The organism is Actinoplanes sp. KI2, assembly GCF_025630775.1.
Lineage (GTDB): Bacteria > Actinomycetota > Actinomycetes > Mycobacteriales > Micromonosporaceae > Actinoplanes.
The window spans coordinates 1-22384 of record NZ_JAOSZE010000036.1 but is presented as its reverse complement, the minus strand read 5'-3'; the positions used below and the strand labels follow the sequence as shown (position 1 = coordinate 22384).

The window sequence follows — 22384 nt, the reverse complement described above, 5'->3', positions numbered from 1 at the left end:
CCGGTGGGGAGTGCGCGTGTTCCTGCTGCTGTCGACGTCCGACACCGACCTGCTCAGCGCCCGCGCCGGTGGCCGCGCCTGGCGCCTGGCCAACCCGGCCCGCACGGCCGTCGGCGACCTGCCCGCCCTGCTCGACGGCGCCGACCTGGTGGTGGTGCGCATCCTCGGCGGGCGGCGGGCATGGGCCGAGGGGATCGACGTGCTGCTGGCCGCCGGCGTGCCGGTCGTGGTGCTCGGCGGCGAGCAGGCGCCCGACGCCGACCTGATGAAGCTCTCCACCGTGCCGTCCGGTGTGGCCGCCGACGCGCATCAATACCTGGCGCACGGCGGCTCGGCGAACCTCGCCGCGCTGCACGACTTCCTCTCCGACACGGTGCTGCTCACCGGGCACGGCTTCGCGGCGCCGGTGGTCTCGCCGGACTGGGGGCCGTTGCCGCGCACGGCCGCGAACGCCGACGGGCCGGTGGTCGGGGTGCTCTACTACCGGGCGCACCACATGGCCGGCAACACGGCCTTCGTCGAGGCATTGTGCCGGCAGATCGAGGCGAAGGGCGCCCGGCCGCTGCCGTTGTTCACGGCCTCCCTGCGTACGGCGTCGGCGGAGCTGTTCGCCGAGCTGCGCAAGGCGGACGCGCTGATCGTGACCGTGCTCGCGGCCGGCGGCACCAAGCCGGCCACGGTCGGCGCGGGCGGCGACGACGAGGCGTGGGACGTGGGCGTGCTCGCCGACCTGGACGTGCCGATCCTGCAGGGGCTGTGCCTGACCAGCGGGCGGGCCCAGTGGGAGGCGAGCGACGACGGGCTCTCCCCGCTGGACGCGGCGACCCAGGTGGCGATCCCCGAGTTCGACGGGCGGCTCATCACGGTGCCGTTCTCGTTCAAGGAGCTCGACGAGGACGGGCTGTCGGTCTACGTCGCCGACGACGAGCGGGCGGCCCGGGTGGCCGGCATCGCGGTGGCGCACGCCCGGCTGCGGCACATCCCGCCGGCTTCGCGCCGCGTGGTGCTGATGCTGTCGGCCTATCCCACCAAGCATTCGCGGATCGGCAACGCGGTCGGGCTGGACACACCGGCGTCCACGGTGGCGCTGCTCGCGGCGCTCGCCGACGCCGGCTACCGGATCGGGTCGTTCGGCGAGTACGACGGGGACGGGCTGATCCACGCGCTGATCGCGGCCGGCGGCCAGGATCCGGACTGGCTGACCGAGGAGCAGTTGAGCGGCAACCCGGTGCGGATCCCGGGCGCTGACTACACCGCGTGGTTCTCGGGGTTGCCCGCCGATCTGCGGGAGAGCGTGACCGAGCACTGGGGACCGCCGCCCGGCGAGCTCTACGTGGACGACGGCGACATCGTGCTGGCCGCGCTGCGCGACGAGAACGTGGTGGTGATGGTGCAGCCGCCGCGCGGGTTCGGGGCCAACCCGGTCGCCATCTACCACGACCCCGACCTGCCGCCCTCGCATCACTACCTGGCCGCATACCGCTGGGTGGCCGACTCGTTCCGGGCCGACGCGGTGGTGCACGTCGGCAAGCACGGCAACCTGGAGTGGCTGCCGGGCAAGAACGTGGGCATGTCCGCCTCGGACGGCGTGGACGCGGCGCTGGGCGACCTGCCGTTGATCTACCCGTTCCTGGTGAACGACCCGGGCGAGGGCACCCAGGCCAAGCGGCGGGCGCACGCGACGCTGGTCGACCACCTGATCCCGCCGATGGCGCGGGCCGAGTCGTACGGGGACATCGCCCGGCTGGAGCAGCTGCTCGACGAGCACGCGTCGATCGCGACGCTGGACCCGGCGAAGCTGCCGGCGATCCGGGCGCAGATCTGGACGCTGATCCAGGCCGCCAAGATGGACCATGATCTCGGGCAGGCCGCGCGGCCGGGCGACGAGGAGTTCGACGAGTTCATCCTGCACATCGACGGGTGGCTGTGCGAGGTGAAGGACGCGCAGATCCGGGACGGGCTGCACGTGCTGGGCGCGGCACCGGTCGGGGAGACCCGGATCAACCTGGTGCTGTCCATGTTGCGGGCCCGGCAGATGTGGGCGGGGAAGGTCGCCGCGCTGCCCGGTCTGCGGGAAGCGCTCGGTTTGTCCGAGGGGGCGTCGACCGCCGAGACCGACCGGATCGAAGAGCAAGCTCGCGCCTTGGTCACCGCGATGGAGGCCGCAGGCTGGCCGACCACCCCGACCGACATTCCTGAAGTGCCCGAAAAGGTGAGCGAGGTGTTGGCCTTTGCCGCCACTGAGATCGTGCCGCGGCTGGAGCGGACCACCGATGAGATCGGCAACGTGCTGCACGCGCTGAACGGCGGCTACGTCCCGGCCGGGCCGAGCGGCTCCCCGCTTCGCGGTCTGATCAACGTGCTGCCCACCGGCCGCAACTTCTACTCGGTCGACCCCAAGGCGATCCCCAGCGCGCTGGCCTGGGAGACCGGCCAGGCGATGGCCGACTCGCTGCTCGCGCGCTACCGGGCCGACCACGGCGGCTGGCCCCGCTCGGTCGGCCTCTCCGCGTGGGGTACCAGCGCGATGCGCACGGCCGGCGACGACATCGCCGAGATCCTCGCGCTGATCGGCGTGCGTCCGCTCTGGGACCCCGCCTCCCGCCGGGTCACCGGGCTCGAGCCGATCCCGCGGGACGAGCTGGGCCGTCCCCGGATCGACGTCACGGTCCGCATTTCGGGCTTCTTCCGGGACGCGTTCCCGCACGTGGTGGCGCTGCTCGACGACGCCTTCGGGATGATCGCCGAGCTGGACGAGCCGGACAACTACGTCCGCGAGCACGCGCTTGCCGACCGGGACCGGCACGGCGACTGGCGCCGGGCGACCATGCGGATCTTCGGGTCGCGGCCGGGTGCGTACGGCGCCGGCATCCTCCCGCTGATCGACAGCCGGAACTGGCGCGGCGACGCCGACCTGGCCGAGGTGTACGCGGTCTGGGGCGGCTTCGCCTACGGCCGGGGGCTGGACGGCGTGCCGGCCCGGCCGGACATGGAGGACGCGTACCGCCGGATCGACGTGGCCGCCAAGAACATCGACACCCGCGAGCACGACATCGCCGACTCGGACGACTACTTCCAGTACCACGGCGGGATGATCGCCACCGTCCGCGCGCTGACCGGCAAGGCGCCCGCGGCGTACGTCGGCGACTCCACCAACCCGGACGCGGCCCGGACCCGCAGCCTGACCGAGGAGACCGCGCGGATCTTCCGGGCCCGGGTGGTGAACCCGCGCTGGATCGCCGCCATGCGCCGGCACGGCTACAAGGGCGCGTTCGAGCTGGCCGCCACCGTCGACTACCTGTTCGGGTACGACGCGACGGCCGGCGTGGTCACCGACTGGATGTACGAGCAACTGGCCGGGGCGTACGTGCTCGACCCGGAGAACCAGAAGTTCTTCCAGCAGTCCAACCCGTGGGCGCTGCACGGCATCGCCGAGCGGCTGCTGGAGGCGGCCGAGCGCAAGCTGTGGGAGTCCCCGGCGCCGGAGACGCTGACCGCCCTGCAGCAGATCTACCTGGCCACCGAGGGCGACCTCGAAGAGGGCTAGGAGTCGCGGCGCAGCAGGTAGGTATCCATGATCCAGCCGTGCCGCTCGCGCGCCTCGGCCCGGGTCTTCAGGATCTCGTCCGCGACCTCGGAGACGCGGCCCTCGCGCAGGATCTCGTCCGCCGTGCCGAGGTAGGCACCCCAGTAGACGTACGCGTCGGGATGGGCGATGAACGCCTGCTGGGCGTCGAGCATGACCACCACGTCGTCCACGCCGGCCGGCCAGCCCTCGGCCAGCCGCCGGCCGGTGGTCACCTGGAACGGCTGCCCGACCCGGTTCAGCCCGATCCGGTGCTTGGCGGCCAGCGTCGACACGCTGCTGATGCCGGGGATCACCTCGTACTCGAAAAGGGTTTGACCTCGCGCCAGAATCTCCTCGAGGATGGCGATGGTCGAGTCGTAGAGCGAGGGGTCGCCCCAGACCAGGAACGATCCGGTCTCGCCGTCGAGCAGGTGCTCGCTGATCAGCGCCTCGGTGACCGCCGAGCGGCGGCTGCGCCAGTCGGCGACGGTGCCCTGGTAATCGGCCGGCGTGCGGTCGCGCTCGGGGTCGCGCCCCTCGGCGACGCGCCGGCTGGGCCGGCCGTACGCCTTCATCAGGCGCCGCCGCAGCTCGATCATGCTCTCCTTCGCCTCGCCCTTGTCGAGCAGGAAGAACACGTCGGTCCGGCCGATCGCCTTCGCGGCTTGCAGGGTGAGGTGGTCCGGGTCGCCCGCGCCGATCCCGATCACGTAGATCTTTCGCACGATTGTGCAGGTTAGTCCGCGCCTACAGGCCCTTGTACAACTGCTCCGACGCGACCGCGAGATCCAGGGTGTCGGCGAAGGCCAGCGCCTCGGCGCGGCCGGGAACCATCAGACCGATCCGGGGCACGCCGAACCGGGCCAGCTCGGCCTCGACGGCGGCGAAGATCCGGCGGCCGTGGCCCTTGCGCCGCTCGGCCGGGTCGACCCCGACGTACGCGATCAACCCGGTGGTGGGGCGCTCGGCGGTGGGCAGCGAGAGCCAGAGCCAGCCGACCTCCCGGCCGCCGGCGTGCGCCGTCCGCAGCAGGGTGCCCGCGGTGGCCGGCCCCTCCGGTAGCAGCCGGGCCACCGTGCGCCGGGCGCCGGCCGCGGTCGCCTCCGGCCGGCGGACCACGGCGAACGGGTCGTTCTCGATCAGGTCGGCGAGGCGTTCGGCGTACCTCGTCGGGGTCATCGGCGCCAGCGTGAGGTCCCCGGTGGCGTCCGGCGCCGGCTCGGGGTCGATCGGCCGGGTCCGCGCCTGGGCGCCGATGCGGTAGCCGAGCCGCAGGTAGAGACGCCGGGCGCCGACGTTGTGGCCGAAGACGTGCAACCCGATCCGGCCCACGCCGCGGCGGGTCAGCTCGGCCTCGGCGGCCGCCATGATCTGATGACCGTAGCCGCGGCCACGCCGGTCGGCGACCACGGTGATCTGGGACAGCCAGGCCACGTCCGGGAAGACCGTCCCGGGCAGGGACAGCCAGAGGAAGCCCACCTCGTCGGCGCCGTCCATCGCCTTGAAGAACAACTGCCCCGGGGTCGTCACCCCGTCGGGGAGTCCCGCGTTCAACTGTTCGGTGGACTGCGCCAGTGCCAGCTCGGGCTCGACCCCGAAGTCCAGGGTGACGGCGTGGGCGAAATCGGCGGCCATGCCGGGCAGCCGGGCCTCGAGCTCGGCCTCGCTCAAGGAGATCAGCACTACTCCCACGGTCGTGAACTCTTTCACGTCCCGGGCCGGTCGGCGACTCGACTGTCCACCGTTCGTCGGATGTCCGACGGATCGATTCCTGTCAGTTCGGACGGTGTACTTTGGCCGCAGACCGCTGGTCACAGGGAGTGGCCTTGACCGAGCATGATGACGCGTCCCCCGCCCATCACCCCGTGATCGGGATCGACCTCGGCACGACCACCTGCACGATGTCGGTCTGGGACGGCCGTGAGCCGGTCGTCCTCCCCGGCCCGCTGCCCTCGGTGGTCACCCAGAACCCGGCCGGTCAGATCGTCGTCGGCCGTCCGCCCGACGACGACGCCCAGCCGGTGATCACCGGCATCAAGCGCGAGCTCGGCTCCGAGGAGCGGCTGCGGCTGCGTGGCCGGCAGTACCGGCCGCCGGAGATCTGCGCCTTCCTGCTGATCGAGCTGAAGCGCCGGGCCGAGGCGTTCCTCGGCGGGCCGGTGCACGACGCGGTGATCACCGTCTCCGGCTCGGCCGGCGAGCCGCAGCGGCGGGCCATCCGGGAGGCGGCGGGCCTGGCCCAGCTCAACGTGCGCCGGCTGCTCGACGACCCGGTGGCGGCCGCCGTGGCGCTCGGCACGGACGACCAGGAGAGCACCTACGCGATCTACGACCTCGGCGGCGGCACCTTCGACACGGCGATCGTGCGGGTCGGGCCGGAGGGGGTGGCGGTGCTCGGCGCGGCCGGCGATCCCCAGCTGGGCGGCGATGACTTCGACGAGCACATCGTGGGGTACGCGCTGCGCCAGATCCGCGAGCGGCACCACGTCGACCTCAGCCGGGACGAGCACGTGCGAACCCGGATCCGGCGCGAGGCCGAGCGCCGCAAGCGCGAGCTGTCCACCGCCGAGACCACCGTGCTCGACCTGCCGCTGCTGACCGCGACGGTGAGCGCGAGCGTGCCGCTGTCCCGCCGGGCGTTCGAGGCGATGATCGAGCCGGACGTGACCACCTCGCTCGGCCACCTGGCCGCGGCGCTGGCGGCCGCCCGCGCCGAGCACGGTGTCGGCCGCCGGGGGGTCGACCGGGTGATGCTGGCCGGCGCCGCCACCCGGATCCCGGCTGTGCGGGCCCGGCTGGCCGGGTACTTCGGGCTCGGGCCCGACGACCTCCGCGCCGACCTCGACCCGGGCGAGCTGAACGCGCGCGGGGCCGGCCTGATCGCCCGCGAGTTCGAGCCGGCGATGATCTTCGAGGGAGCCCGGCCCGGCCTGCTCGGGGCCAATCTGCGGCTGCGCGCCGAGATGGCCGATCCCAGCCCGGCCGCGCCCGCGGCCGACGGCGGCCCGCCGGACCTGCTGCCCGGCGTGCCCGCCGAGACGCCGGCCGACTTCCGGCCGGTCGCCGACGCGAGCCACCGGGCACTGGCCAGGACGCCGGAGGGTGCCCGGCCGGGCCTGCGCGCGGCGTACCAGGCCTTTGTCGCCGCGATCCAGGCCGCCGCGCCGGACAGCCGACTCGCGGAGCTGGGGAAGGAGTTGAGCGACGAGTACGGCCGCCTAGGGTGAGCCCTATGCTGATCAGCTGCGGCCTGCCGGTCTCCGGCGCCTGGGCGAGCCCCGCCTCGATCGCCCGTTTCGCATCCCGCGCCGAGGAGCTCGGCTATCACGGTCTGTGGTCGTTCCAGCGGCTGCTGGTCGGCCAGGGACAGCCGATGGCGCCGGTGTACCACAGCGTGCTCGACCCGATGATCGCGCTGAGTTACGCGGCGGCGCTCACGTCCCGCATCCGGCTCGGCGTCTCGGTGATCAACCTGCCGTACCTGTCGCCGGCCCTGCTCGCCAAGCAGGCCGCCACCCTCGACGTGCTCAGCGGCGGCCGGCACGACCTCGGCCTGGGCACCGGCTGGTCGGAGCCCGAGTTCGAGGCGACCGGCTCGGCACCGGAGCCGCGCGGCCGCCGGGTGCAGGAGTACCTCGCCGTGCTGCGCACGCTCTGGACGGACGAGGTGGCGGCGTTCGAGGGCGAGCTGTACCGGGTGCCGCCCAGCACGATGCTTCCGCGGCCGGTGCAGGCCGGCGGCCCGCCGGTGCTGCTGGGCGGCACCGCGGACGTGGCGTTGCGCCGGGCCGGCCGGATCGCCGCGGGCTGGGTGACCAGCAGCCGGACCTCGCTCGCCGAGGTGGCCCGGGGCGTGCAGATCGTCCGCCGGGCGGCCGAGGAGGCGGGCGGCGACCCCGACCTGACGCGGATCGTGGTGCGCGGGAACGTGCAGGCCGGCGAGCGGGATGACGCGGTGCCCCTGTCGGGGGACTGGGAGCAGATTCGCGGGGGCGCCCAGCGCTACGCCGAGGCCGGGGTGACCGAGCTGTTCTACGACCTGAACTGGGATCCGGCGATCGGCAACCCCGAGGCGGACCCGGCCGCGGCGGCCGAGCGGGCCGACGAGATCATCACTGCGCTGGCACCGGCCGACTTCTGACAGCGAGGATGACGCCCGTCGAAGTCGCTAAAGTCGTGGGAATGGCATCCGATTCGTAATCGAAATGGCGCGGGCCCCCACTTCAAAGAGTAACGGAGATCAACACAGAACCATGCCCTCGCGGGCCTCTTCGCCGTCGATCCAGCCCCCGTGCCGGTGTTCGGCCGTAGATCTTCCCGGTGGAAGCGCCCAACACCGGAGAATCCGACGGTCGGGGCGGTTCAAGATCGACACGCCGACGAAACGTCGGCGAAACAGCGGATCCGGTTCGCGGGAAGAGGACTTCGATGACTTTGCGCAACAGTACGATTGCCCTTTGGGTTGTGATTTCGGGCATATCGCTCGGCACGGCTCGCGAAGATGGGTGATTTTTCACCGTAAGTCCAAGTTTAGAACGTACGGAGTGTGCACGGGAGGTGACCTGACCTACGCAAGACTTTCAGCGGGCCGTTATTCATTCGATGCGTCAACTCATTTCCTACGAGCGAGTTCCGGACTACCTTCCCAACGCAGCACCCGAAATACCTCTCAGGCACGACGCATGTGAGGTGTGTCGTCCGATGGAGGTGACTACACGTGGAACCACTGGCCCAAGAGGCTGAAGTGGCTCAAGTCGGCCTGCTCTCAGATGAGCCTGAGATCGATGCCGACTCGCCCAAGCGCAGGGCGGAGACGCGGGGCAAGTCCCCGACCCGTATCGCCCTGGCCCGCCTGCGTAAAGACCGCATGGCGATGATCTGCCTCGGCATCCTGATCTTCTTCGTGCTGATCGCGCTCTTCGCGCCCCTGCTGGCCAAGATCGAAGGGCAGGACGTCTCGACCTTCCACCAGGATCTGATCGACGACTTCGGCTACCCGACCATCGGGCCCAACTCGCAGCACTGGTTCGGCGTCGAGCCGCGGCTCGGCCGCGACCTGTTCGCCCGCTGGGTCTACGGTGCGCGGCCGTCGCTGGTCGTCGCGACCATCGCGACGATCATCTCGACGTTCATCGGTCTGGTCATCGGTCTGGTGTCGGGCTTCGCCGGCGGATGGATCGACCGGGTCCTCTCCTGGATCATCGACCTCGTCCTGAGCCTGCCCTACCTCCTCTTCGCGATCGCCGTCCCGGCCGTGATCCTGACCATCTTCGTCGGCAACAACGAGGGCGTCGACGCCCAGACGACGGCGACGGTCCGGCTGTACTCGCTGATCTTCGTGTTGTCGTTCCTGGGCTGGGCCAACCTGGCCCGGCTCATCCGCGGCGAGGTGCTGTCCCTGCGCGAGCGGGAGTTCATCCAGGCGGCTCGCGTGATCGGCGTGCCGACGAGGAAGGTGCTCTTCAAGGAGCTCCTGCCGAACCTCGTCGCGCCGATCGTCGTCTCGACCTCGGTGGCGCTGCCGGCCTTCATCGTCAACGAGGCCGCGCTCACCGTTCTCGGCGTCGGCCTGACCGAGCCCACCCCCTCCTGGGGTGTGACGATCTCGGCCGCGACCAACTACTACCGGGCGGACCCGCTCTATCTGTGGCTGCCCGTCGCAGGCATCACCATCCTGGTGCTCGCCCTGGCCCTGCTGGGCGACTCCATCCGCGACGCATTCGATCCGCGCACCCGGCGGTAACGGCAGTACATCTCGGATTGAGAAGAGGAGAAATGGCAAGACGCGTTCAACTGGCTGTGGCAGCCACCGCTGCCGTGGCCCTGGGCCTGACAGGCTGTGGCAGCCCGTCGTCCAACAACAAGGAGTCAGGCAAGGGCGACACCGGGACCATCAACACGGCGGTCCAGGGCATCGACCGAAACGCCAAGGGACCGGCTCCCGAGATCGCCGGCGCTCACAAGGGCGGGACCCTCACGGTCTACTCGCAGTCGACGCCGAACACCCTCGACCCCACCAACATCTACTACGTCGACTCGAACGAGATCGGCAAGCTGCTCTTCCGTACGCCGACGCAGTACGACGTGCGCCAGGGCAAGCCGGTGCTGGTGCCGGACCTGACCGACCTCGGCACGGTGTCCTCGGACAACCTGACCTGGACGTTCAAGCTCCAGCCGAACATCAAGTACGCCGACGGCACCCCGGTCGCGGTCGATGACCTGGCGTACGCGGTGAAGCGGTCGTTCGCGCACGACGTCTACGACGCCGGCCCGACCTACCAGCTGATCTACTTCAAGGACGGCGACAAGTACAAGGGCCCCTACAAGAGCGGCGACACCTACGCGGGCGTGGAGACCCAGGGCACCGACACCCTGATCATCCACCTGGCGAAGCCGTTCCCGGACCTGCCGTACTACCTGACCTTCCCGGCGTTCACGCCTATTCCCAAGGCGAAGGACACCAAGCAGAACTACCAGAACAACCCGATGATCACGGGTCCGTACATGTACGACGTGTTCACCCCGGGTACCGAGCTCAAGCTCAAGAAGAACCCGAACTGGGACCCGAACACCGACCCGGCTCGGCACCAGTACGTGGACGCCTGGGACTTCAAGTGGGGCCAGGACGACGTCAAGACCCAGACGCAGGTGCTGAACTCGTCGGGCCCGGACGCCAGCGCGATCAACTACATGAACATCGACGCCTCGCTGGTGCAGCAGATCACCGCGAAGCAGGACCAGCTCGTCCAGGGCCAGAGCCCCTGCACCCGGGTCTGGCAGATGGACACCCGCAAGATCCCGCTGGAGGTCCGTAAGGCCCTCGCGACGGGCTGGGACTACGACTCGGTGTGGACGGCGTACGGCTTCAACCCGTACACCGCCGAGCGCGCGAGCACGGTCATCCCGCCGAGCATCCCGGGCTACACCAAGTACCCGGCGCTCCCGGGCCTGTCCGGTGCCGGCAAGGGCGACCCGGCTGCCGCCAAGCAGCAGCTGCAGGCCGCCGGCAAGCTGGGCTTCGAGATCAGCTACTACTACGACAACACCAAGCCGATCCCGCAGCAGGTCAGCCAGGCGATCTCGAACTCGCTCACCGCGTCCGGCTTCAAGGTCAAGGCGATCGGCGTCTCGACCGCCGACCTGCGGAAGAAGACCGGCGACTACGACGCGCCGGTGAACTTCGCCCAGTCGCCGCGCGGCTGGTGCTCGGACTGGCCGACCGGCAACAGCTGGTTCCCGGTTCTGTTCCAGACGCACAGCATCTCCGACGGCCAGAGCTGGGGCATGCTGAGCGACAAGGCGCTCGACGCGGAGATCGACTCGATCGCCGCACTGCCGAGCGACCAGGCGTCCGCCAAGTGGGGCGCGCTGGACCAGAAGATCATGGGCATGTACGTCGCCATCCCGATGGACTACGAGAAGATGGCGCTCGTGAAGGGCACCAACGTCGGCGCCGTGCAGGGTGACGCCACCGTGGGCATGCCGCTCTTCCAGTCGATGTTCCTGAAGAGCTGATTTTCGCCGCACCTCCCGTTCGGGTGGTCCGGTCCGTTTCGGCGGGCCGGGCCACCCGGTACGTCCATCCAGCAGCACCCGGGGCCGGCCGCGATCGCGCCGCCACGGGCATTCCTTCCAAGCGGGGACAACCGGCCCCGGGTCCGTGAAGCATGAGGAGTAACAGCCGTGGTGTTCTACATCCTGCGACGCCTGGCGAGTGGGATCTCGGTCGTCTTCGTCACTCTCGTCGCCAGCTACGCGCTCTTCCTCCTCGCGCCGACCGACCCGGCCGCCACCATCTGCGGACCCAAGTGCACCCCCGACCGCATCGAAGAAATCACCAAGAGCCTCAACCTCGACGACCCGCCGCTCGAGCAGATCGGCGCGTACCTCAAGGGCATCTTCGTCGGGCGGGACATGGAGATCGGCGGCACGGTGCGGCACTGCGCGGCCCCGTGCCTCGGCTACTCCTTCCCGACCGGCCAGCCGGTCACCGACATCCTGGCGCGAGCCCTTCCGGTCACCCTCTCCATCGTGCTGGGCGGCGCGATCATCTACAGCACCGTCGGCCTCTTCGCCGGCACCGTCGCGGCCCGATATAGATCATCGAATCTCGACCGCTTCACGGTCGGCGCGAGCCTTTTGATCAACTCGGTCCCGTACTTCGTGATCGCGCTGCTCGTCGCGCTCTATCTCACCCGCGGCTTCCTGCCGCGCCCGCAATGGACACCGTTCCTGCAGAATCCGTTGATGTGGGCGGCGGGCATGACCGCCGCTTGGCTGACCCTCGGCCTGACCAACGCGGCGCAGTACACCCGATACTCGCGGGGCTCCATGATCGATTCGCTGGGCCAGGACTACGTGCGGACCGCGCGCTCGAAGGGCATCAGCGAGCGGCGCGTCATCTACCGGCACGGCGTGCGGGCCGCGCTCACGCCCGTCGTCACGATCCTCGGCCTGGACGTCGCGTACCAGTTCGTGAACACGCTGTTCACGGAGAGTATCTTCGGGTTGCCGGGGCTCGGCGTGATGACGCTGCGCGCCTTCTTCCAGTACGACCTGCCGGTCCTGCTGGGCAGCGTGATCGTCGGTGCGACCGTGCTGGTTTGCATGAACCTGATCGTCGACATCATCTACACGTTCCTCGATCCGCGAGTCCGGCTCGGATGAGCGAGACGGCCGACATCACCGAGACTGGCAGCACCATCGAGACGGGCACTCTTCACCAGCAAGGCGGCGATATGACCGAGCAGACCACCCGAGCGCCGCAGACCGTCGTGCGCTCCCGCCGTCCGCGAGGCGACAACGAGGAGGCGTACCTGGAGGTCAACGATCTCCACGTGCACTTCCCGACCGCGGACGGACTGGTCAAGGCGGTTCAGGGCCTGAGCTACTCGCTGCCGCTGGGGCGCACGCTCGCGATCGTCGGCGAGTCCGGCTCCGGCAAGAGCGTCTCCAGCATGGCCGTGATGGGTCTGCACGACCGCAAGAGCACCCGGATGTCCGGCTCGATCAAGATCGGGGGCCGCGAGCTCATCGGCATGTCGGACGAGGGCCTGCGCGCCGTCCGCGGTTCCGAGGCCGCCATGATCTTCCAGGATCCGCAGTCCTCGCTGCACCCGTTCTTCACGGTCGGCGACCAGATCATGGAGAGCTACCGGGCGCATCACAAGGTGTCGAAGCGGGCCGCCAAGGAGCGCGCCATCGACATGCTGAACCGGGTCGGCATCCCCAACCCCAAGCGCCGGGTCGAGCAGTACCCGCACGAGTTCTCCGGCGGCATGCGCCAGCGTGCCATGATCGCCATGGCGCTGGTGAACGACCCGAAGCTGCTGATCGCGGACGAGCCCACCACGGCCCTCGATGTCACCGTGCAGGCGCAGATCCTCGACCTGATCGCCGACCTGCAGCGCGACTTCGGCTCGGCGGTCGTCTTCATCACGCACGACCTGGGCGTGGTCGCCGAGATCGCCGACGACATCATGGTCATGTACGCCGGCAACGCCGTCGAGCACGGCCCGGTCGAGAAGATCCTCGGCACGCCGCTGCATCCGTACACCTGGGGCCTGCTGGAGAGCATTCCCGCGGTCTCCGGCACGCAGGGCCCGCTGCACCCGATCCCCGGCACCCCGCCGAGCCTGCTGGCCGTGCCGTCCGGCTGCGTCTTCCACCCGCGCTGCGAGTTCCGCGAGCGGGTGCCCGACGACCTCTGTCGCACGCTCAAGCCGGAGCTGGTGTCGCGGACGGCCGACCTGGGCCGCTCCTCCCGGTGCCACCTGCGGAATCCCGACCAGGTGTTCGAGACCGACGTCCTGCCCCGGCTGTAAGAGGAACGAAGACGATGACCGCTGCTAGCGCAACCGCCAAGTCGGGCGTCCGGAAGGTGGAGGGGGCACCCCTGCTCCAGCTCGAGGACGTGCAGATGCACTTCCGGATCAAGGGCGAGGGCATGCTGGCCCGCCGTAACGTGATGGTCCAGGCCGTCGACGGCGTGAGCCTCACCCTCAGCCCGGGCGAGACCCTCGGCCTGGTCGGCGAGTCCGGCTGTGGCAAGTCCACCACGGCCCGGCTGATCACCCGCCTGCTCGAGCCGACCGCCGGAACGATCAAGTACCAGGGCGTGGACATCGCCCACATGTCCGAGCGGCAGCTGCGGCCGTACCGCCGGGAGATCCAGCTGATCTTCCAGGACCCGTACTCGTCGCTGAACCCGCGGCACACCGTCGGCACGATCGTCGGCACGGCGCTGCGCACCCACGACATGGTGCCCAAGGGCGGTGAGCTCAAGCGCGTCCAGGAGCTGCTGGAGCTCGTCGGCCTCAACCCGGAGCACTACAACCGCTACCCGCACGAGTTCTCCGGCGGTCAGCGTCAGCGCATCGGCATCGCCCGCGCCCTCGCCGCCCGGCCGAAGATCATCGTGGCCGACGAGCCGGTCTCCGCGCTCGACGTGTCCATCCAGGCCCAGGTGATGAACCTGCTGGAGAACCTCCGCAAGGAGCTGGGCATCGCGTTCGTCTTCATCGCGCACGACCTCGGCGTGGTCCGGCACTTCTGCGACCGGGTCGCGGTCATGTACCTGGGACGGGTGGTCGAGGAGGCGCCGCGGAACGCGCTGTACGAGAAGCCGCAGCACCCGTACACCCAGGCCCTGCTCTCCGCGGTGCCGGACATCGGTGTGGTCCGCGGCGTCCCGCCGAAGAACCGCATCCGGCTGGTCGGCGACGTGCCCAGCCCGGTCGACCCGCCGTCCGGCTGCCGGTTCCGCACCCGCTGCTGGAAGGCCCAGGACATCTGCGCCACCCAGGACCCGCAGCTGCTGGAGAAGGCCCCCGACCAGACGGTGGCCTGCCACTTCGCCGAGCCGCCGGTCGAGTCGATCGTCGCCGAAGCGGTCTGACTTGGCAGTCCCCCCGCCGCCGAGTCCGTCCGTCTACCGCACCCGGGCCTACACCGCCCGCCGGCGCGTCCTGTACGCGCTGGCGGCGGTCGGCCTGGTGCTGGTCGGCTACCTGATCGGGAGATGGCAGGACACCCCGGCCGCCCCGCTGCCGGTCGCCGCGACGGCGGGAGCGTCGGCCGTGCCCTCGTCAGCGCCGCCGACCACCACGCCGCCGCCGTCCCCGACGGTCTACCGCAAGCTGCAGGCCGAGACGGCCGACGCGCTGAACGGCATCCAGACCCAGGACACCGAGGACGAGGGCGGGGGGCAGAACGTCGGCTGGATCGCCAACGGCGACTCGCTGCGCTTCGACGCCGTCGACTTCGGCCCGGTGCCGGCGACCAAGCTGGACGTGCGGGTGGCGTCCGACTCCGACGGCGGCCGGATGGACATCCGCCTGGACTCACCAGACGCGGACCCGATCGGTGCGCTGCGGGTGACCCGTACCGGCGGATGGCAGAACTGGCGTACGGACGAGGTCACGCTCCGGCCGGTCACCGGCGTACACACGGTGTTCCTGACCTTCGCCCGCGATGACGACGACGAGTTCGTCAACCTCAACTGGCTGCAGTTCGCTCACTGAGCCCGCCCGTTGCCTGGACCGGGATGCTCAGCGTGAGTACGCCGTTCTCGTAGCTGGCGGCCAAGCGGTCGGTGTCCAGCGGGTCGGCGAGGAACACCTGGCGGCTGACCGGGCATTTCTCCCCCGTGACCGGCTTGCGCTCGGCGCGTACGGTCAGCGCCTTGTCGCCCATGGTGATGTCGACGCCGGCCGGGTCGACGCCGGGCAGGTCGATATCGATGTGGAAGGTCTCGTCGATCCGGTAGGCGTCGAGGCGCGCCCCCGAGGTGCGGGTCGCGGAATCGAACACGCGGGCCTCGAGCGCGCTGCGTAGCAACATGGGGTGGTTCCTCCAGCTATCAGAGTTGAGCGTGGGTGACTCAACCTCTGTCCACAACCGAGATTCTCGCTGGGGAATTCCCTGGACATGACCGTGGGGCGGGCCATCGTGGCCCGCCCCACAGACGATGCGACTACCTGGTGTTACTTGACGAATGCCGGGCCGGTGTTACTTGACGAATGCCGGACTGGTGTTACTTGAAGAACGCCGGACTCGTGTTACTTGAAGAACGCCGGACCCGGGACGCCGACGCCGGTCTCGGCGTCATAGCCCCGCGTGCTGTGGATCGTCGACGTCTGCACGTCGATCGTCTGCAGCTGGTACGACCGGCCGCCCGAGGCATCCACCGTGTTCACGAAGTTGGTGCGGACCTGGAGGACCGGCGACTTCGGGGCCACGATGTCGGTGATCGCCGCGGTGCCCGCCTTGCGGTAGTACGACGGGTTGACGAAGCCGACCGGGTGGTGCCGCTTCTGGCTCTGCACGGCCTGCATGCCGGCCAGCAGCGGGGACGACAGGCTCGTGCCGCCGATGCGGTACTCGTCGTAGTACGTCCCGTCCGGGAACACCTGGGTCTGCCCGACCCGGAAGCCCGTGTTCGGGTCGCCCGGCATCGAGATGTCCGGCACGGTGCGCATCCGGGTCGACCCGAAGTACTTCGAGATCGAGTCCGGAACGACGCCGCGCTGGTAGAACGGCTGCGCGAACAGGATGCTCGTGCCGCCGCCGCCACCGGACGAGTACGCCGGGGCGCCCCACGACTTGCCGTCGGCCGAGAGCGCCGAGTAGGCGTTCTGCCAGCCGTGCTCCCACACGCGGTGGTTGTGCTTGTCGATGCCGACGCTGGTGCCGCCGACGCCGGTCACGTACGGGAGGTCGGCCGGGAAGTCGACCGTCTTGTTCTCCGGGTGGGTGCCGCCCGAGGTCTCGTCGCCCGAGTCACCGCTCGAGAAGTCGACGGTGATCCCGGTCAGCGCGGCCTCCAGCGAGAACTGCTGGTAGAAGTCGATGACCTCCTGGCCGAGGTCCTCCACCTTGTCGGTGGCGTTGCCCCAGGAGTTGGTCACGATGTCGGCGACGTGGTTGTCGATCGTCGCCGCCCAGGCCTCGTCGAGACCGGTGACGCAGTCCGAGGCGCCCACGTAGACGACCCGCGCGCCCGGGGCCATCGTGTGCACGGCCTCGATGTCCAGCGTCTCCTCGCCGTACCAGCCGGCGCCGCCGCACTCGTCGACGAACTGGTAGCCGTCCGGGCCCGGAGTGATCTGCGAGAACTGGTTGTGCCGGAAAGCCGGCAGGCCGTGCTTGCGGTTGTAGGTCCGGGTGTCCTGCACGATCGTCGGCGAGGCGAACGCGTCGGTCACCGCCACGGTCACGCCACGGCCGTCGATGCCGTGCCGGAGCTGGTCGCTGACCCCGTACGCCGCCTGATACTGCTTCGGCTCGTAACCGCGGACCACGTACGGCTGCTTCTTGCCGTTCGCGGCCGGCTGGTCCACCGCGATCTTCTCGCCGTAGTACGCCGAGGACGGCGTGCCGGGGCGGAAGCCGGTGTCCGGGCCGGGGAGGGTGTCGGCGGGCTTCTTGAGCGCCTGTCCCTGATCGAGACCGAGGACGCCGGAGACGACGCCGATCACCGAGGCCGGGGTGTTCTCCGGCAGTGAGAGCGCGGTGCTGTTCGCGTGCACCGTGGTGCCCTGGTATGAGTAGTTCTTCAGCGTGGTGCCGAAGACCTTGTCGATCTGGGCGGTGGTGCCGGACGCCTCGACGTACATGCCGCCGAGCGTGTTGCGCAGCGCGAAGCCCGAGCCCTGGAGCCAGGAGCGGACCGCGTCGACGTCGGCCGAGGCCGGCGCGTACTGCGCCTTGAACTGGCTGGTGCTGAGCCACCGGCCGTAGTTGGCGCCGGCCGGGTCGGAGATCGAGGCAAGCTTCGCCTCGGCCGCCGCGGAGTCGCGCATCTTGAGCAGAACGCCGAACTGAATCTGATCGGCGGCGGCGGGAGCGCTGCCGGTGGCCCGCGCCTTACCGAGCCAGCGAGGCTGGCTGCCGGGTAGGGCGTGCCGTCCGGGACGGGCCGCGGCGGTGGCCGGGCCGGCCCCGAGGACCGAGGCCGCTGCCGTGCCGAGTGCGACAACCAGCGCGAGCCGCGACCTCATGGTCGTTTTGATCACTTTGCCTCCACATTGAGTGGCCAGTGAAGTGGATGGTCGCCCCCACATAACCGCCCAACATGTTCGCCGGTCAATGCTTCGAAGGTAACTTTCTCGATCTCATGTAGTTGTCTAGATGGATATCTTCGCAGGTAGAGGGCATCGATCGGACATCTGTTCGATGGCCCTCGATGGTCTGGCCTGAACCAGTAGGTCGAGGGAACTTCGAGCCACCACCGGCGGCCCGGATGTCCGATGGCGCCGAGGCTTCGAGGCCGTAGGCTCGCCTCGCGCCATCCGGGCCGACGGCGACGACGCGCAAGGCCGAGTGGGATGGGGGGCGCGAGGATGCGTACGCGATGGTGGGCCGCCACGGCGGTCGTTGCGCTCGTCGCGGTGGGCGGCGGTGCTGCCGTCTGGTCCGCGACCCCGCGGCACGCGCCGGTCCCGGCGGCCCTGCACGACGCCCTGACCGCCCGGGTTGTCCGACACCTGGAAGCTGACCCGGCATGGGCCACCGAGAGCACCATGGAGCCGGGCTATCAGCCGGTCTGCGAGGGAGACGTCTTCGGCCTCGACCCGGTCGACGCCCGCGATGTCGGTCAGGTCCGCAGCGTCTACGCGTGGGTCTTCTGCAAGTGGCTGCCTCCGGCCGAGCACCGGGCCGGACGGACCGCGCAGGAGTTGCCGGCGGAAGTAGTCCCGATCGCGGTACGACTCGGGCAGCCCGATCGCTTCGAGGTGCCCCGGGACGGTGAGGGCGTCTATCCGGCGGACATCCGCCGAATCTTCCCTCGGGACGTACGTGACGTGGCGTTCGGCGGCTTCCCGGGGCTCGATGCGGCAACCACACGGCTCGACGCGCGGGTGACGGCACTGCTTGCCTGACCGCGGCTACACCACGACTGCTGTCCTACGTGGAGAGTTTGCCGAAGACAGCCCGTTCCAGGCCGCCGTGATAATGGTCGGCGTGCGGATCATCGGTGACTGCAGCGAGGACGAGATGGTCGCGTGCTTTCTCCTCGGTGAGCTGACGAGTGCAAGGTTCGGTGCGGGGCTCCGGCGTGCGCTGGCCGCGGCGGGGAGGTCCGAGCGCCTGCTGACCGATGCGGACCTGGCCGACCCCGCTGACAACCGGGCACGACGCGCCCTGCTGGCGGCCACCCGCGGCTACGGCGAGAACCGTGATGTATTCGAGGACTTTCCCGACCAGGTCCGTTGGATCCGGGCGGGGCTGACAGCGGGCGAACTGGCCCGGGTGCGGTACATCTCGTACTCGTACTGGAACGAACTGTCCGGCGGCAGCCGGTTGCCAGCCGACGCGGCCGAGCGCATCCGGGCCGGGGTACGAGTGTTCGGCGTCTCGAACGGCAGGTTCATCGCCGCCGCCCGCGCCGTTCGGCGGGGAGAGCGCTTCGCCCCGCTCATTCTGGCCGGGACGCGGCCGGAAACGCTTGTGTGCCTGGAGGGCCATCTGCGGTTGACCGCACTCGCGCTGGCTGGGTTCCCGGCCGAGGTGGAGTGCCTGGTCGGGACGGCTCGGGCAATGGATCGGTGGGCACGGTGATCCGCTCGGCGGAGTAGCGCTGGGTCGCCCGCCTACCGGCGGTAAGGGTCGCGCGACCACTCCCGTACCTGTGGATGTGGGTCACGACTGAGCATGGCGCGGATGTCATCCGGCGGGTCGGGCCGACCGGCCACCGTGCGTCGAACGTCCGCGTCGTCGTCCGTCGCCAGCCGGCGGATCAGGTCGGGCGGACACACCTGATTCAGGCCCAGCGCCGACCGCACGTGGCTGTCGGGATCGGTCGCCAACCGTTCCAGCACGTCCGGTGGACAGGCCGGGTTGACGGCAGCCCGCCGGCGCAGCACTGTTTCCGGACTGGTCGCCGCCTGGAGGATCGAGTCACGGCTGCGGGCGCTCGCGGCCGCATAGGCTCGATTGCTGTCGTCCGGGTCGTTGACAGCAGCGTCCACCACCCATGCCGGGGTGGCCGGGTTGGTCAGCACGGCGTATCGAGTGGACGGGTCTGGATCGGTGCGCCACTCCGCCAGCAGGTGCGGCGGGCACAGCGGGTTGTGCGCCGCACCCTTGCGATCCTCGCCCCGCAACCCGGCGCGTAGCAGCGCCACCGTCCTCGTGTGCCAAAGCGCCCACATCCGAACCTCGGACTCGGGGTCGTCGGTCAGGGCGTCGACGACCTCGGGGGGCGTTCCCGGATGCTCCGCGACCATCCGCCGCACCGTGGCGTTGCCCTGCTCGGCCAACTGTCGCAACAGGTCGCCGGCCAGGTCAGGGCGTAACGTCGGCAGCGACGGCCGGCCTTCGGCATACCACTCGTTGTCGTGGATCCACTCGCACGGACCGAAACCCCAGCGCCGTTCTCCTACGGGCCGATCGCAGCCGTCCTGGAAAATGTCGCGGCACAGCATGCGTCGCACGGTAGGCGACGGCGTCCATCTCAGACCATCAGTGGCGATGAACGCGGCCCCTCGTCGATGCCCTGCGCCAGCCACCCGGCTGGAAACGCTATTCCTGGTTGATGGTGGGTGTAGGCCTCGGCCGAGTCGTGAAGCTGGCGGTGAGCAGCTCGCACAGGATGGGTAGCTCGCCGGCTGCGTCCGTGTCTGCGTCGATGCTCGCGCTCGCCGGGCCGCCGGATCTGGCGCTGTCCGCGTCACCTTGGGTTCCGACCGCCCCTTCCCGCAACGACCAACGACAGCCCGGTCAGGGTCATGCCGACGAGCCCGACCCAGAAGCCGTAACTCGTGCCGGCCTCGATGCCAGGGTCGGAGTACCGCCGTAGGCGATCACGTGGCATCAGCGACTCTGCGAACTCGGTAGCGGACACCTCCTTTACTGACGACAAGTGAACTTCCGACACTCCGGCCGCATTGACCTCGGCGGGGGGCCAGGTCTCAACATCGCTGCGCTGCTGAAGTGTCAGCAACACCGAGACCGCAACCGCAGCCAAGGCCGCGAGCCATATCGCCACCGGCACTCGACCGCGGGTCATCCGCCACGCCAGCCATCCGACCGCGGCTCCCACCGTAAGCAAGATCGCCACCGTCCATCGAGAGGACATTCGCCATGCCGACCCGACGAACGTCTCGGTGCCGACCCGCATCGCCCACCACGGCAAGAAGCCGCTCAGAAGGGTCAGGAGGGCCGAACCCCCGATGATTCCCTCGCGCCATTCCCGGGACACGGAATGACCCTACGGAGCACAGGTCGCACCCGCCCGGGCTTCCGACTATCCCGAGCGGGCCCCTCACCGCGCGGGTGCGTACCGAGCAGGAGGTAGGTGGATGGACCTTCGAGCCAGCAGCGGTGGTCCGTATGCCCCAATGGCTCCGTGGCGATGGCCGGCATTGCCGCAGCCGCCGCGGCGCGGTGGCTCGACTTCTGGCGCATGACGAGGCTGGAGATCTTCGAAGGAATAGGGAGCTCTCCTCGGCCGCGCCCGCGGACCGGTACGCCGCGGCACGGAACGGACTGCGGCGTACCGATCGGATCGTGCTAGCCAGCTTCAGTGAGGTACCAGCCCTGCCAGCCTACGCCCGGCCACAGCTCCGATTCGTAGTAGTGGCGGCTGCCGCTGACATAGACCCTGACCTTGTGCGTTCCGTTCAGGTCTACGCCCGCACCATCGACTTTGTCGGCCAGGCCGTGGTTCGGCATTTCCTGCCATCCGCCCGACTGTGGCCAGGCGTGCCAGATCGTCCGGCTCGGAGCGATGCCGAAGCACTCGTCCGTGATGTCGTCGCTATTCCAGTCGGCCCACACGACCTGCGTGCCGCCCTTGAAGGTGCCGACGTAGCCGAAGCAGTCGTCGTTAAAGCTCGACGCGGCGGCCGAGGCCGGCGACGGCGATGCGAGGCCCACCAGCGCCCCTGTCAGCAGCACTGCCATCACCGCACGGATCAGTGTTTTTCGCCGTTGCACGTGGTTTCCTCCCGCTTTGGGTAAGTCCCCGGGGTTTGGCTCACATAATCCCCAGTGGACATTGGGGGTGTAGTTCTACGTGGTTGTCTGGGTGGTTGTCGACCCTGTCGGAGCCGGGTCGTTGTGGTCGGTAGCTGGGTCCGTTGATGCAGACTTGGTGGTTGGTGTTGATAAGCCGGTCGAGCGGGACTCCGCGGCGACAGGGGCTCGGGAACAGAGCGATTCAGCGCCCACGCAAACCCGAGTAGTCGCGTAGTCGCTACTACTCGGGTTTCCGTGGGCCTTCCGTCGGCCGGGACTCGTTACCTTGTGCTTCCAAGCGATCAGCTCACGTGTTGGGCCCATCGGCATCGCCGGCTGCTTGGATCTCAGGAGTGCATTAGGTGAATCTTGAAGAGCAGCGGTAACGCTACGACGAACAGGGTCAATGCGACGGCGATGAACCGGAGGCCGACCATCGTCGTGTGCCGGCTGTGCCAGTTGTCGGTATCGGCGATGGCGTTGAAGTAGATCTCGACGCGACCGAGGGTGGACAGCACGACGGCGGTTGCGGCGAGCCCGAACAGTACGAGCATCTGCAGGATGTCGTACCCCTTGATGAGCATGCCGGCAATACAGCAGACGGCGGCCGGCGCCTGGATGGCGAGTGCGGACCAGAACGCGCTGGATGCCATCGTGCGGTGCATGCGCAGGCCGATGAACCCTGCCAGGGCCCCGTCGAACATCCCTGTGTCGAGAAGCCACCAGCCGCTACGCATGCCTTCATGGTGCTGGACCATCCGCCTCGGTCGCGACCCCGGAACGTTCCGCCCGCCACGCGGGCAGACCCCAACTCCGCCCGAAGTTGCCCACAGAAAGCCGAGGAGCCGCACATAT

19 protein-coding genes are annotated in these 22384 nt (G+C 69.6%); 11 read left to right on the top strand and 8 right to left on the bottom strand.

What is annotated here, in order from left to right; all coding sequences use genetic code 11:
- Nucleotides 1–16: 16 nt before the first annotated feature.
- On the top strand, nt 17–3547 hold the full coding sequence (gene cobN / locus ODJ79_RS32915) for a cobaltochelatase subunit CobN (RefSeq protein ID WP_411267393.1): 3531 nt from the start codon (nt 17–19) through the stop codon (nt 3545–3547).
- Here cobN and cobF read toward each other — a convergent pair.
- On the bottom strand, nt 3544–4293 hold the full coding sequence (gene cobF / locus ODJ79_RS32910) for a precorrin-6A synthase (deacetylating) (RefSeq protein ID WP_263027532.1): 750 nt from the start codon (nt 4291–4293) through the stop codon (nt 3544–3546). The two genes, cobN and cobF, sit on opposite strands and share 4 nt — an antisense overlap.
- A gap of 22 nt (nt 4294–4315) precedes the next feature.
- On the bottom strand, nt 4316–5251 hold the full coding sequence (locus ODJ79_RS32905) for a GNAT family N-acetyltransferase (RefSeq protein WP_263027531.1): 936 nt from the start codon (nt 5249–5251) through the stop codon (nt 4316–4318).
- A 143-nt stretch (nt 5252–5394) separates the two neighbouring features.
- On the opposite strand from ODJ79_RS32905, the gene ODJ79_RS32900 reads away from it, so the two are divergent.
- The 8 genes from ODJ79_RS32900 to ODJ79_RS32865 all read left to right on the top strand — a co-directional run bounded on the left by ODJ79_RS32900 (nt 5395) and on the right by ODJ79_RS32865 (nt 15090).
- The gene (locus tag ODJ79_RS32900) at nt 5395–6795 is read left to right on the top strand and encodes an Hsp70 family protein (RefSeq protein ID WP_263027530.1); all 1401 of its coding nucleotides are present in this window, start codon (nt 5395–5397) and stop codon (nt 6793–6795) included.
- A 5-nt stretch (nt 6796–6800) separates the two neighbouring features.
- Nucleotides 6801–7709 (top strand): TIGR03619 family F420-dependent LLM class oxidoreductase, encoded by a 909-nt coding sequence (locus tag ODJ79_RS32895; RefSeq protein ID WP_263027529.1) that lies wholly within the window; start codon nt 6801–6803, stop codon nt 7707–7709.
- A 603-nt stretch (nt 7710–8312) separates the two neighbouring features.
- Nucleotides 8313–9311: an ABC transporter permease gene (locus tag ODJ79_RS32890; RefSeq protein WP_263027528.1), complete on the top strand. Its 999-nt coding sequence runs from the start codon at nt 8313–8315 to the stop codon at nt 9309–9311.
- Between the two features lie 32 nt (nt 9312–9343).
- Nucleotides 9344–11083 (top strand): ABC transporter substrate-binding protein, encoded by a 1740-nt coding sequence (locus ODJ79_RS32885; RefSeq protein ID WP_263027527.1) that lies wholly within the window; start codon nt 9344–9346, stop codon nt 11081–11083.
- Between the two features lie 168 nt (nt 11084–11251).
- Entirely contained in the window at nt 11252–12235 is a 984-nt protein-coding gene (locus ODJ79_RS32880; RefSeq protein WP_263027526.1) for an ABC transporter permease, read from the top strand.
- A gap of 71 nt (nt 12236–12306) precedes the next feature.
- Nucleotides 12307–13392 (top strand): ABC transporter ATP-binding protein, encoded by a 1086-nt coding sequence (locus ODJ79_RS32875; protein WP_263027525.1) that lies wholly within the window; start codon nt 12307–12309, stop codon nt 13390–13392.
- Between the two features lie 14 nt (nt 13393–13406).
- Nucleotides 13407–14465 carry an ABC transporter ATP-binding protein gene (locus ODJ79_RS32870; RefSeq protein WP_263027524.1) on the top strand — a complete coding sequence of 353 codons (1059 nt, stop codon included), beginning with the start codon at nt 13407–13409 and terminating at the stop codon, nt 14463–14465.
- A 1-nt stretch (nt 14466) separates the two neighbouring features.
- Nucleotides 14467–15090, top strand: coding sequence for a carbohydrate-binding protein (locus tag ODJ79_RS32865; RefSeq protein ID WP_263027523.1), 624 nt, complete (start codon nt 14467–14469; stop codon nt 15088–15090).
- Here the strand turns inward: ODJ79_RS32865 and ODJ79_RS32860 are convergent.
- Entirely contained in the window at nt 15065–15409 is a 345-nt protein-coding gene (locus ODJ79_RS32860; RefSeq protein ID WP_263027522.1) for an Hsp20/alpha crystallin family protein, read from the bottom strand. The genes ODJ79_RS32865 and ODJ79_RS32860 overlap by 26 nt on opposite strands.
- 218 nt (nt 15410–15627) lie before the next feature.
- A complete protein-coding gene (locus tag ODJ79_RS32855) occupies nt 15628–17583 on the bottom strand; it encodes a protease pro-enzyme activation domain-containing protein (protein WP_263027521.1) in 1956 nt (651 codons plus the stop codon).
- A 327-nt stretch (nt 17584–17910) separates the two neighbouring features.
- Between ODJ79_RS32855 and ODJ79_RS32850 the strand changes: the two genes are divergently transcribed.
- On the top strand, nt 17911–18450 hold the full coding sequence (locus tag ODJ79_RS32850) for a hypothetical protein (protein ID WP_263027520.1): 540 nt from the start codon (nt 17911–17913) through the stop codon (nt 18448–18450).
- Between the two features lie 82 nt (nt 18451–18532).
- On the top strand, nt 18533–19129 hold the full coding sequence (locus ODJ79_RS32845) for a hypothetical protein (protein ID WP_263027519.1): 597 nt from the start codon (nt 18533–18535) through the stop codon (nt 19127–19129).
- A 32-nt stretch (nt 19130–19161) separates the two neighbouring features.
- Here the strand turns inward: ODJ79_RS32845 and ODJ79_RS32840 are convergent, their stop codons facing one another.
- The 4 genes from ODJ79_RS32840 to ODJ79_RS32825 form a co-directional block, all read right to left on the bottom strand.
- A complete protein-coding gene (locus tag ODJ79_RS32840) occupies nt 19162–19995 on the bottom strand; it encodes a hypothetical protein (protein WP_263027518.1) in 834 nt (277 codons plus the stop codon).
- Nucleotides 19996–20240: 245 nt separating this feature from the next.
- Nucleotides 20241–20771 (bottom strand): hypothetical protein, encoded by a 531-nt coding sequence (locus tag ODJ79_RS32835; protein WP_263027517.1) that lies wholly within the window; start codon nt 20769–20771, stop codon nt 20241–20243.
- Between the two features lie 311 nt (nt 20772–21082).
- Nucleotides 21083–21508 carry a hypothetical protein gene (locus ODJ79_RS32830; protein WP_263027516.1) on the bottom strand — a complete coding sequence of 142 codons (426 nt, stop codon included), beginning with the start codon at nt 21506–21508 and terminating at the stop codon, nt 21083–21085.
- A 368-nt stretch (nt 21509–21876) separates the two neighbouring features.
- Nucleotides 21877–22266: a hypothetical protein gene (locus tag ODJ79_RS32825; RefSeq protein WP_263027515.1), complete on the bottom strand. Its 390-nt coding sequence runs from the start codon at nt 22264–22266 to the stop codon at nt 21877–21879.
- Between the last annotated feature and the right edge of the window lie 118 nt (nt 22267–22384).